Source organism: Opitutaceae bacterium (assembly GCA_041395105.1).
In the GTDB taxonomy this organism is placed as follows: Bacteria; Verrucomicrobiota; Verrucomicrobiia; order Opitutales; family Opitutaceae; genus B12-G4.
The window spans coordinates 1,543,312-1,555,675 of sequence record JAWLBB010000001.1; the positions used below are offsets into that span (position 1 = coordinate 1,543,312).

A 12,364-nucleotide genomic window follows, 5' to 3' on the forward strand; every position below is an offset into this window, starting at 1 on the left:
AAGTTGGTCTCAAAAGAACGGGAGGTCAACCCGGAGAGGGAAATCCGACAGAGAGCGGCTCTTACGGAGGCATGGGAGCACGGGAGTCTGATGGGGCCGTCCTCTTCAGAGCAGGGCGCGGACGGCCTCCGCAGAGGCTTTCGTCACAAGGACGTAGACCCGTTCGGCATCCTCCCAGGAGACGACGGTGCGCCCTTTCATCTGCCAGAACTGCGGCTCGGTCAGGGCCGGATCATCGCTGAGATCCTCCCGGTCGATCATGAAGACATGAAAGGTGGATTCGCCCTGCAGACAGACGAGGGAAACCGTCTTTCCGCCCCAACTCAAAGTGCGACATCCGATGCCGGGCAGGGATTCGAGCCGGCCGATCAGGTCGGTCGTGGCCGGCGCATCCCGGTCAGTCAGCCAGGTGGTCAGGTCGGATACCTGATCGGCAAAGAAATCGAGGCTGATGAAGCCGGCGGAATAGCTCAGGGCATTGGCCCGGAGTTCGGCGAACTCGGATTCGTAGGCCGGACGATTCCAGGAAAGAATGAGTCCGGAGACCACGATCAGGCTGGCGGCAATGGCCATGGCGGGCGCGCCCCGCCACCATGGAGGTGCGGCTTCTGCCAGGCTCATGCCGGTGAGGATCTGGTCACGCAGGCCGGCCGGCGGACGCACTTGGCGCAGCTTTTCCGCGATAACCTGATCCTGTCGGATTTCGGATTCGAACCAGGCCTTCAGTTCCGGATCGCCCTCGACCAATGACAGGGCGGCGGCAATCCGATCGTCTTTGGCGTCACGCCCGTTGGGGCGGTAGGCGCTGAGGATGAATTGTGCTTCGCGTTTATCCATGGGACTGCCTTTCTGGAAAGGGGATGGGACGGGTATTGTTCGGGCGCGACTCGATCGCGTCGCGCAGTTGCTCGCGCAGTTGGGTCTTGCCGCGGGAGAGGCGGGACATGACGGTTCCGATCGGAATATCGAGGATCGCGGCGATTTCCTTATAGGAGGTGTCCTCCAGGTAGAAGAGGGTGAGAGGGGCTTTGAAAGTTTCGTCGAGTTGTGAAAGGGCCTCGACGACGAGACCGGCATCGAGGGTTTCGAGCCAGTCCGGTTCGGTGGGGGAGGCGGTCCGCTCAATTTCGTCGTTTTCCCGGTAGTCGATCTTCCGGGACCTGCGGTTGTGTTTGAGGAACTCGCGGTAGAGGGTGGTGAAAAGCCAGGACTTCACCTTCTCCGCATCCCGCAGGGCATGTCCCTTCTTGGCCCAGATGAAAAAGGTCTGCTGGGTCAGGTCGGCCGCATCCGCGGTATTTCCAGCCAGGCTCTGCCCGAACCGGAACAGGGATTCGTAGTGGCTATCGACCAAGGCCTGGAAGCTGGGAGGTGGCATGTAATGGGTGAAGAGCCGTTCGGGGCGGGGTTTATTCCCGGGCTCTCAAGGCGGTGACCTAGAGAATGAGCATGGCGTCCCCGTAGCTGAGGAATCGGTATTTCTTCTCGGCCGCGATGCGGTAGATCTCTTTGAACCACCCGATTCCCTCGGTGGATTCCGGGGTTAGGAAGGCGGCGATCAGGCAGAGCAGAGTGGAACGGGGGAGATGGAAATTGGTCAGGAGACCCTGCACAATCTGAAACCCGGCTGGTGGATGAATGAAAATGTCGGTCCGCCGGAGGATTGCGGGGCCGCTCCGGCAATCCGTCGTCCGGGCAAAGTCCTCGAGAGCCCGGAGGGAGGTGGTCCCGACCGCCAGGGTCCGACCGGAGCGCTCCACGGCCAACTGGAATCGGGTTTCCGCCGGGATTTCATAGGTCTCGGCATGCATCGGATGGGACTCAACGTCGTCGGTTTCGATCGGTCGAAAGGTGCCGAGGCCGACATGGAGGATGATTTCCCCGGTTTCCACCCCGTTTTCCCGGAGTGTCCGGTCGACTTCCGGAGTAAAGTGGAGTCCGGCGGTGGGTGCCGCGGCTGCGACCGGCCGGTCCCGGCGGGCGTAGACGGTCTGGTAACGCTCCCGGTCTTCGGCGGAGTCGGCCGGAGTGGGCGTTGACCGGTTCACATAAGGAGGGAGGGGCATCACACCGACCGCTTCAGCCAGTGCCGGAACAGTCGAGTGACGGTTCTCAAGAAAGCGGATCAGACATTCGCCAGTGGGTGATTTCGAGAGGACTTCGGCCAGGAAAACACCACTTCGGCCGAATCGTGCGCCGGGCTTGAGCCTTCGCCCGGGTCGCAGCAGGGCCCACCAGTCCCGTCCATCCTCCGTCGGGTTGAGCAGGAGACACTCAACCGCTCCGCCGCTGGTCTTTTCGGCGTGGATGCGGGCCGGAAGGACCCGGGCCGTGTTGCGGATGATCAGGTCTCCCGGGTGCAGGAAACCGGGCAGGTCACGAAAAACGTGATGATGGATCTCCCGGGTCTTCCGGTCGACCACGAGGAGGCGCGACTCATCCCGCCGGGCGGCCGGATGTTGGGCGATGAGGGCATCGGGCAGTGGATAATCGAAGAGATCGGTCTTCACGTCGGTAGACTGACGGTGCGGATGACAATGCTTTTGCCAAGTGCGGAGTATGGCCGGTAGAAAGGCGCCATGTCGGATCCCATCGCTCGCGCCAGTCGTCCCTTTCATATCATGACCAAGCCGATCGGGCCGCTTTGCAATCTCGACTGCGAGTATTGTTTTTACCTGGAGAAGGAGGTGCTTTATCCGGAGAAATCTGACTTCCGGATGTCGGACGAGATGCTGGAGCATTATGTCCGCTCCTATATCGAGGCCCAACCGGTTGATGAGGTCAGTTTCGCCTGGCAGGGCGGGGAGCCGACCCTGCTCGGAGTCAGGTTCTTCCGCAAGGTCGTCGAGTTTCAGAAGCAATACGCGGGCGGACGCCGCATCTCCAATGCCTTTCAGACCAACGGCACCCTCCTCAACGACGAGTGGGGCGAGTTCCTCAAGGAGAACGGTTTTCTCGTGGGGATCAGCATCGATGGCCCCCGGAAACTCCACGACCGTTACCGGGTGGACAAAGGGGGGCGTCCGACCTTTGACCGGGTGATGAAGGGCCTGGAGTTCCTGAAGAAGCACGAGGTGGAATTCAACACCCTGACCGTGGTCAACCGGGAGAATTCCCGGCATCCCCTCGAAGTCTACCGCTTCCTGAAGAAGATCGGGAGCGGCTTCATCCAGTTTATCCCGCTGGTCGAGCGGAGTGCCGCCCCGGGAACCAAAGACGGCCTCGACCTGGCAGCGCCTCCCGATCCGGGGGGCGGGGACCGGCATACCCTAGTCACCTCCTGGAGCGTGCGCGCGGAACAATACGGGGAATTCCTGGTGCAGATCTTCGACGAATGGGTCCGGCGGGATGTCGGCAAGACCTTTGTGCAGATCTTCGACGTGACCCTGGGCAACTGGACGGGAATGGGAGGCGGACTCTGTGTTTTCTCCGAGAAGTGCGGTCTCGGCCTCGCGCTCGAGCACAACGGCGATCTGTATTCATGTGATCACTACGTCTATCCGAAGTACAAGCTTGGAAACATCATGAACCAGGGCCTGGGGGCGCTTGTCGACTCGGACTTCCAGAAGAAATTCGGCAATGACAAGAGCGATAGCCTGCCGCAGTACTGCCGCAACTGCGAGGTGCGCTTTGCCTGTCACGGCGAATGTCCGAAGCACCGCTTCATCCGCACCCCGGACGGCGAGCCGGGGCTCAACTACCTCTGTGCCGCCTACAAGCGGTTCTTCAACCACGTGCGCCCGGCCATGAACACGATGGGCGAGCTCCTGCGCCGGAGGCAACCCCCGGCGATGATCATGGAGTTGATGGCCGAGCAGGAAAAGAAGGCTGGCGGTTAGCGGGTCATTTCGGCCTCCGGCGGTGGCGATGGTCTCGAGCGGCTGATCGAGAGCAAACCTGGTCTGATGTTCACGGACCCGGATTGGAGTGGCGTCAGTGGATGTGATCTACTCGTTAATCAGACGATGCCGCGAGCACACCCGAGAAATCCCCGTCATCGCGGCTCTTCCTGTGCTTACCGCCGGTCTATCGGAGCCAGTCAGGGGATGCGTTTGCATCCCGGATGGTCCAGGTCCGGCTGATCCGGCCGGCGTGGAATTGATCGTTGCGGTGTCTGATTCGCCTTAATTCGATCCGGTCGGGATGGATGTCGACGCAGCGTCGTCCGAGCAAGGGAAGGTAGGAACCGGTGTTGATGATCGTCCGGCCTCCCCGCTTCCAGACCCCGGGATAGTGGGTATGGCCGAGGATGATGAACCGCGACCCGGGGCGGTGGGTCTCGGCAAGCGCGGTGGCGCTCCGTGGCAGGCGCCACCAACTGCCAAGAATGCGAAGGATGCGGAAGGGGGGCCAGAGGTAACGCAGGAGGTGACGCGGGAAGGGCTCGTTGGTCGGAAAATAAAAGTGCGGCTGGTTGAGTATCTCCCGGGCGACCTTTTTGTTGGTCTCGAGGAGATGTTCGAGGGTGTGGCTCCCGGGGTTCTGGAGTTCCTCCAGTTCGTTCTCGATCATCCGCCTGAATTGGGCGGCAAACCGGCTCCATGGGGCGATCTCCGGATAGAGGACGTCGCCGTGGGTGATGAGAATCTGTCCCGCTGCCAGTTCGAGGTGGTAGATGGGGGAGCAGTCGGGATCGTGATTGCCGGCAATCTTGATGACGGTGGACCCCGACTTCCCGGCCAGGTCTTCAAAAGGGCAGCTTGCCGGGGGACCGGGAGCCCGCCTCTGAGCATGGCGCAGGTCGAAGGTGTCTCCGTTCAGAATGACGGTCCCCATTCCCTGAAACAAAGGCGCGACCGATCCGGCCGATCCGACCAGGCTTGCCCGGTTGCCGAGGTGCAGATCGGAGAGAACCCGGATCGGATAACGGGGTGGCTCAATCATCAATGCCGGGCTTCGGATCAGAATTCATCGTAGGCGATCAAATCGGCAGGAACACCGAAAGTCGCCAACATTCGGAGACAGGCCTTGATCATCATGGGTGGCCCACAGAGGTAGTATTCGACGGCCTTGGGGTTGGGGTGATCCTTGAGCCAGGCCTTGTGCACGACATCATGGATGAAGCCGGTCGGGCCCTGCCAGTTATCCTCGGGCAGCGGGTTGGAGAGAGCCAGATGGAAGCTGAAATTCGAGTGCTGGTCCGCCATCCGGGTGAAGGTGTCTTCGTAGTAGATCTCCTGTCGGGAACGTGCTCCGTACCAGAAGCTGACTTTTCGGGCAGTGTTTTCCGTATCAAAAAGATGGGTCAGATGGGCCCGTAGCGGCGCCATGCCGGCGCCACCTCCGATATAGACGGCCTCCCGTTGGGTGGGCTTGATATGAAAGTCGCCGAATGGGCCGATCGCGGTCACTTCGTCGCCGGGTCTCAGGCTGAAGACATAAGCGGATCCAATGCCCGGCGGGCAATCCTGGCCGGAGGGAGGGGTGGCGATACGGACATTGAAGCGCAGGGTGGATTCGGCGTCCCGATTGCTGGCGATGGAGTAGTTGTTGCGGCGGCCGGCCCCGGGATTCGCCGCGACCAGGTCAAAAACGTGCTGGTTTTTCCAGACCGTCGCGTAGGGCTCGGGGATGTCGAAATCGCGGAAGCGAATCTCTTCGTAAGCCGGTATATCGAGTTGGAGATAGTCGCCCGGAGTAAAGATGACCTGCGTTGGGTCGACTGGCTCGAGGACCAGCTCCTTGATGAAGGTGGCCACGCTGCGATTGGAGACGACACGAAGTCGATAGACCCTTTCGCGCCGGGCGCCGGAACCGCCGGGGCGGGCGACATTCAGGTGCAGGCGACCCGCCCGGTCTTCGATCGGGTAGGTGGCCAGACCCCGGCAGACGGGAGTTCGGGCCGGGGAGCCATCCTCGAGGTTGAAGCGCCCATTGTGCTTCGGGCATTCAATGATTTTACCTTTGACCAGACCGTCAGCCAGGTGGGTGTTGCCATGGGTGCAGATGCCGTCGGTGGCGAAGAGACGGCCGTCAGCATCGCGGTAGAGGGCATAGGTCTTGCGGGCGTGGTCGAAACGGATGACGTCTTCCGATCCCAGATCGGCGGCGGCGCAAACCTCCACCCAGCCCTCGGCGTCGGGGGTGGCGTCATGGGCGGTGGCTTGCTCCACCTGATGGTGCTTCGGCTCGGGCAGGCGGCGTTTGACGTGGTAAGCCGGATCCCGGACCTGCCGGACGAGGGTGGGGACGATCTCCCGGTAGGCGGCCAGGATACCGGGGTAAGGTTCCGGCATATCGTCCTTCACTTCGGCGTGAAGGCGGGGAAGGGCGTGATAGGGAACCAATGGAAACATGTGGTGCTCCACGTGGTAGTTCATGTTCCAGTAGAGGTAACGATGTATCCAGTTCATCCTGACAGTTCGGCAGTTGAGGCGGTGGTCGAGGACGTTCTCGGCCAGGCCGGCGTGCTGGGTCAGTCCGTAGACGACCATCAGCCAGGATCCGTAAAGGCCGGTCAGACCGACGAAGAGAAGCGGGAGCAGGCTCCGGGTCGAAATGGCCAGACCGATGACCGCCACGTAGATGAGGACATAGACGCGGGCGCGGAAAAAGACCTTGGTAAATTCGCTCTCGGGAATGAAGGTTTTCTCGTCGTCCGACATCCGGCCGAAAGCGTGGGAGACGATCTGCCGGAAGTACTTCCGGTAGCTGCCGATGGCGAAGAACCCGAGGATGACGGCTTTCAGGTCCGGAGGGCGGGGCACGGCGATTTCCGGGTCGCGACCGACGATGATGGTATCGCTGTGGTGACGGGTATGGCTCCAGCGCCAGAGCGTGGATTCCCGCATGACCATGAAGGACGCGATTTCGTAGAGGACATTGTTCATCCAATCCGTCTTGAAGGCGGTCCCGTGACTCGATTCGTGCCAGCGGGAGTCCGAGGTCGAAGCATAGAGAACCCCGTAGAGGGCAAAAGGAATGATCGCCCACCAACTGCCCCAGAGTGCATAGGCCGCATACCCCGAACCCAGGATGAGGCCGAACCAGATGAGGGTATCCCGGATGGCGGGTCCGTCGCGACGCTCGAGCAGGCGGCGCATGGTGGCACGGGGAACATACGTCTGATACCAGTCGGCCTCGGCCAGACCTTTCTCCACGGCCGCGGCGGCATTGACTCCGGTCAGACTGTAATCGAGGCCTTCCGGCGGGGGTGCAAGGACGGTGTTCGGTTGGCGGTCGGTCATGATTCCGGGGATCAGCAGGTTGAAAAGGCGTAGATCGTGCGTCGGCGCTGCGGCTCACCCGGACGGACCAGAATGTCGCCGAACACCGGATTGTCCGCTCCATTGGCGTAGCCCTGACATTCCAGGCAGAGGCCGGCATGGGGAAGGTAAGGTCGGCCGGATTTCCCGATATTCGAGCCGTCCAGTGAAAGAGCGGTATAGAACTGCAGGCAGGATTCATCGGTCAGGACCTCGAGGACTCGACCGGAGCCGCGATCGACAACCCGCGCCGCGAGGGTTGGTTCCTTCGGACGGACGTCGAAAGGGGTCCGCAGAAGATAGACATCGCCGTGGGACTTGAAGAGGCGGGGCAAAGCCGCACCGAGATTGCGGGGTTTCCTGAAATCGTTGACGCCGTCGACAACCGGAGCGGCCTGCCCGGAGAGTGTCATGTCATCACTGGTCGGGATGAAGGCACCGGCCAGGATCTGCAACTCGTGATCGGCGATGCTGCCGGCAGACTCGCCGGCAAGATTGAAGTAGGAATGATTGGTCAGGCAGAGGGGAGTGACCTGATCGGACAATGCCTCGGAGTCGATGATCAGCGCATTGCCCGACGTCAGGGTATAGGTGACGGAAATGTCGACAGTGCCCGGGTAGCCCTCCTCGCCATCCGGGCTGTGGTAGGTCAGACGCACGGAGTCGGCTCCATCGGGCCCCGAAACCGCAGCGGCTTTCCAGAGGCGCTTGTCGAGTCCGGTGCGGCCGCCGTGGAGGTGGTTTCTGCCGTCGTTGCGGAGCAGATCGTATTCCCTGTCTCCCACCCGCAGCTTCCCATCGGAGACCCGGCCGGCGATGCGCCCCGTGATGGCCCCGAAGAACGGGTGTCCGGCGAGATAGGGGCCGAAGTCGTTGAACCCCAGGACCACATCCTTGATCTGCCCGTTTCGATCCGGGACCTTCAGGGACCTGATGATTCCTCCGTAGGTGAGGATCTCGACAGACGCGCCGGAGGGATTGGCCAGGAGGTGGGCTTCGACCGGCTCGCCGGTGGAGAGTGAACCAAAAACGCGGGAAGACATGGATGGTAGAGAGATCAGATGGCGTAAGGATCGTCCGAAGGCAATTCCGGGCTGCGGCGTAGGGGTGTCTGTGGGCGTCAAACCATCATCTGGGAATCCCTTCCTCGAGCTCAAGTCTTGATGCAATTGGGAAGTCGGCGCCTGCAGTAAGACCGTTTACCGACATCCCGCACGCTTGATGAGGACGAAGCCACCCGGGCCCGCCCGCAGGGTGAAAGGCCGCGGCTCAAGGCCCGTCGGGACGGAACCCCGTCAAAAGAAAGGACCGCGACTCCCGAAGGAATCGCGGTCAAGCCGAACCCGTGCAGTCGATCAGGTCGATCTGAAGCAATCTGTTGAGTTCATCGGACTTGCGTCACTCGCTCGAAATACCTTCGGGTATTCCTCGGAATTCCTCAGCCCGCTGCATCTCAACATTTTGCCTCATCTCTCAACTTCCGACTGCATGGTTGCGGCGAAAAAGTGGCGGGATGGACGGGACTTGTGCAACCGCGCAGCGGTGGTCAGCCACCCGGGCCCGCCCGCAGGGCGAAAGGCCGCGGCTCAAGGACCGTCGGGACAAAACCCCGTCAAAAGAAAAGACCGCGACTCCCGAAAGAATCGCGGTCCTTAAAGTGGCGGGATGGACGGGACTTGAACCCGCGGCCTCCTGCGTGACAGGCAGGCGCTCTAACCAACTGAGCTACCACCCCTTGGCTGGGAAGGGGTTATTCATTAGTGGATCGGACCAATGTCAAGTGGTGAATTTTTGAAAATCCGATCACCGACGGCCCGTTGCAGGCCCATCCACGGGAGCTTACCGGCTGCCGGGGCCGGACGGATCCATCTTGACGAGGGGATTACGGAGTGGAAACGGCGATTGCGCTCGAGCTTTGAAGGTCCCGCTACGGTGGGCAACGGGAAATCCCCGCCCGCCCGGTTTGACCAGGATCTCAAATGCACTCGGGGAGGCAGTCTCTGGGCGTGATCGGATGCTTTTGTCGTTCGGACCGGACGGGAGGTTACGGCGACGAATATCGATCGGGAAAAGCCCCCTTTGGGGCCCTTTTGTGACGGATGGGTGACGGCCGTGTGAAATGAATGTGACGGCAGGGTTTTGGCGTTGTCAGGTCGGGATCCGGCTTGGTTTGTCGGTTCTTGTCTATGTCCTTTACACGATTATTTCGATATTTGCCGATTGTCGCCGCCGTGTCCGGTCTCATGAGTCTGAACCCGGCGTCGCTCAGTGCTCAGGAGGCCCCCGGTCTCATCACCGGACGGGTTCTGTCCATGGATTCCGGATACCCCCTTGCCGGAGCCGATGTGACGGTGGACGGAACCGTCTTCGGTGTGAAATCGGACGTCAACGGGTCCTACATCATCGTGGGAGTGCCTCCCGGGGTCTATACCCTCAGAGTGACCAAGGAGTTCTATCGCTCGTCGAGTATCCTCGGCGTGCTCGTGCGGTCAGGTCAGCCGACCCGATCGGATCTTCCGATGACTCTTGAGGCTGACGTCGGGGTTGAGGGGTCGACGGTCTCGCTTGAGGAGTTCGTGGTTTCTTCGGAGATCGTGGCCGAATCCGATCTCGGACTGCTGCGGAGCCGGCAGATGGCCACGGCGGTCAGCGATGCGATCGGCTCGGAGAGTTTCTCCCGTTTGGGCATCGGCGATGCGGCCGAGGCCATGAGCAAGGTGACGGGTGCTTCGGTCGTGGACGGCAAGTATGTGATGATCCGGGGACTGGGGGATCGTTACAGCAACACCCTGTTGAACGGGGTGAGCGTGCCAAGTGCCGATCCGGACAAGCGGGCCGTTCAGATGGACCAGTTTCCCTCGGATCTGCTCGAGAGCATCGTGACCTCCAAGTCCTTCACCCCGGATCAGCCGGGTGCCTTTTCCGGGGGAAGTGTCAACCTCCGGACCCGCAGTTTTCCGGAACGTTTCTTTGTGAAGACCGGGGTCTCGATGACCTACAATGACCAGGTAACGGGGCAGCCGGGATTGGTCATCCCCGGAGGAGGCAGTGATTGGAAGGGCATGGATGATGGAACCCGGGCTCTTCCGGCTGATCTTCCAGCGGAGATTCCGTCGCAAAGTCGTGCCCGGATTGCGGCTCGGAATGGGGATTTCGGTCCGGCCGAGATCCTCGATCAGGCTTCAAAAGTCTTTCACAACGACAGCTACTTTCCAACCCTGGACAAGGCGGGGATGGATTACGGGGTCAATTTCGCGATGGGTGACTATATCCCGATCAGGCAGGAACAGGCCTTTGGCTATATCGTCAGCCTGACCTATGACTCCGGGACCCGCTCCTACACCGATGGGATCTCGGGTCGTTACGGGCAGGGATCCAGCGATATGGACAGTCCCGATTTCGTGAACCTGAACCAGTTGTTCACCTACGATCTGGACGAGCTTTCCTATCGTGAGGCCTATGAAGCGAATCCCGATGTACCGGGCGGCACGCCCCAGTTCGGGGTCACTTCGACCACCCAGTTTGTCAATTGGGGAGCCTATGCCCAGGCGGCCTACCGGTTCTCGGCCAATCATGAGGTGACTCTTCGCTATTTTCTCAATCAGTCCGCCGACGACCGGGTCAAGCACGGTGTCGGTGAGGCCACCCGCAGCGATGCCGGCCGGCTCTATGAAATCTACGATTTGCTCTACACCGAGCGATCGATTTCATCCCTTCAGTTGTCGGGCAAGAGCCTGATTCCGGAATGGCACGAGCTGCAGGTTGAATGGCGTCTCGCCCATGGGACAAGCGTGCAGGAGCAGCCGGATTACCGGACGATTTCCTATTTCTGGGATTTCGGCAGCCAGGAGTACGCCTCGGCCGCGGGAACCGGGAACAACCGCTTTTTCCGCGACCTCACCGAGAACAGCGACGAGGCGGCGGTTGACCTGACCCTGCCGGTCACCATCGCGAAGATGCCCGGACAGATCAAGTTCGGTGGTGTCTACAACGAAGGCGACCGGACCTACGAGGAGAAGCGGTTTCGGTGGAGTCAGGAGGCAAGGCCTTATGAGATCATCGAAAACTACCCGAACCCCGTCGGCATCGTGGCGACCACTCCGACCTCGGTCACTTTCGGCAACACGATCTCGGACATCACGGGCACGTTGAGCGACTACCTGGCGGACCAGAAAATCTGGGGACTTTACGCGATGGCGGATCTTGAATTGGGTGAGCGCTGGAGGACGATCCTTGGGGTGCGGGCCGAGCATACCGGCATGTCGACCCGCGCTCCCGAAGGCGCTGCGGACTTCGAGGCGGCCGATATCGATCAGACCGATCTGCTGCCGGCCCTGAGCCTGGTTTATCAACTGAATCCCAAGATGAATATCCGGGCGGCCTACGGGCGGACCGTGGCCCGCCCGCTTTACCGGGAACTGGCTGCCGTCCGGGTGGAGGATGCCTTCAATGATGAGTTCTTCGCGGGAAATCCCGACCTGGAGCTGTCATCCATCGACAATTTCGATCTGCGCTGGGAGTGGTTTCCCGGCAGTGGCGAGATCGTGGCTGCCAGTCTGTTCTACAAGGATTTCGACAAGCCGATCGAAGTGACCCTGGTACCGTCGATCGGTTCGATTCAGCCCCGGAATGTGGACAAGGGCAGGGTGATGGGGGTCGAGTTCGAGTTCCGCAAGGGTCTGGATTTCATCACGGATGGTCTGGCGAACTTCTCAGTGGGCGCGAATCTCTCGGTCATTGATTCCGAGGTCTCCATCCCCGAGGAGGAACTCGCGGCGATCCGACAGTATGACCCGGACGCTTCGGACACCCGCGAGTTGCTGGGTCAGTCTCCCTATATCGTCAATCTCGAGTTGGCCTATGACAACCTGAACTGGGGGACGGGGGTCACTCTTGCCTACAACGCCTTTGGCGACCGCCTGAGTCTGGTCACGAGCGGGGCGTTGCCCGACGTCTACGAGCGGTCGCTTCATTCGCTCGACTTCATCTACACCCAGAGACTGACCTCCGATCTGCGTTTGAAGTTCGCGGCGAAGAACCTTCTCGATGCGAGCCGGGAGAAGTCACTTCAGAACGCGGGCAAGGACTATTATTACGAGCAATACACGACGGGCCGGTCCTTCTCCCTGGGATTGTCCTGGTCCTTCAACTGAACCTTT

The 12,364-nt window shown here is 60.9% G+C and carries 8 protein-coding genes and 1 tRNA gene; 2 read left to right on the forward strand and 7 right to left on the reverse strand.

Going from position 1 to position 12,364, the window contains the following annotated elements:
• Positions 1-105 precede the first annotated feature (105 nt).
• Genes R3F07_06110 through queA form a run of 3 tightly spaced genes read right to left on the reverse strand, consistent with a single transcriptional unit; the run spans position 106 to position 2,510 of the window.
• Entirely contained in the window at positions 106-837 is a 732-nt protein-coding gene (locus R3F07_06110) for a hypothetical protein (protein MEZ5275934.1), read from the reverse strand.
• The gene (locus tag R3F07_06115) at positions 830-1,378 is read right to left on the reverse strand and encodes an RNA polymerase sigma factor (protein MEZ5275935.1); all 549 of its coding nucleotides are present in this window, start codon (positions 1,376-1,378) and stop codon (positions 830-832) included. Before R3F07_06115 ends, R3F07_06110 begins: the two co-directional genes overlap by 8 nt.
• Before the next feature lie 58 nt (positions 1,379-1,436).
• On the reverse strand, positions 1,437-2,510 hold the full coding sequence (gene queA / locus R3F07_06120) for a tRNA preQ1(34) S-adenosylmethionine ribosyltransferase-isomerase QueA (GenBank protein MEZ5275936.1): 1,074 nt from the start codon (positions 2,508-2,510) through the stop codon (positions 1,437-1,439).
• Between the two features lie 69 nt (positions 2,511-2,579).
• Between queA and R3F07_06125 the strand changes: the two genes are divergently transcribed.
• The gene (locus tag R3F07_06125) at positions 2,580-3,839 is read left to right on the forward strand and encodes an anaerobic sulfatase-maturation protein (protein ID MEZ5275937.1); all 1,260 of its coding nucleotides are present in this window, start codon (positions 2,580-2,582) and stop codon (positions 3,837-3,839) included.
• A gap of 187 nt (positions 3,840-4,026) precedes the next feature.
• Here the strand turns inward: R3F07_06125 and R3F07_06130 are convergent, their stop codons facing one another.
• The 4 genes from R3F07_06130 to R3F07_06145 all read right to left on the reverse strand — a co-directional run bounded on the left by R3F07_06130 (position 4,027) and on the right by R3F07_06145 (position 8,940).
• Positions 4,027-4,884: a metallophosphoesterase family protein gene (locus R3F07_06130; protein ID MEZ5275938.1), complete on the reverse strand. Its 858-nt coding sequence runs from the start codon at positions 4,882-4,884 to the stop codon at positions 4,027-4,029.
• 17 nt (positions 4,885-4,901) lie between these two features.
• Positions 4,902-7,187, reverse strand: coding sequence for an NADH:ubiquinone reductase (Na(+)-transporting) subunit F (gene nqrF / locus R3F07_06135; GenBank protein ID MEZ5275939.1), 2,286 nt, complete (start codon positions 7,185-7,187; stop codon positions 4,902-4,904).
• Between the two features lie 11 nt (positions 7,188-7,198).
• Complete coding sequence (locus tag R3F07_06140) at positions 7,199-8,248, reverse strand: aldose epimerase family protein (GenBank protein ID MEZ5275940.1); 1,050 nt, start codon at positions 8,246-8,248, stop codon at positions 7,199-7,201.
• 615 nt (positions 8,249-8,863) lie between these two features.
• Positions 8,864-8,940, reverse strand: a tRNA-Asp gene (locus R3F07_06145).
• 508 nt (positions 8,941-9,448) lie between these two features.
• Here R3F07_06145 and R3F07_06150 point away from each other — a divergent pair.
• Positions 9,449-12,358, forward strand: a complete 2,910-nt coding sequence (locus R3F07_06150) for a TonB-dependent receptor (protein ID MEZ5275941.1) — start codon at positions 9,449-9,451, stop codon at positions 12,356-12,358.
• The last annotated feature ends 6 nt before the right edge of the window (positions 12,359-12,364 follow it).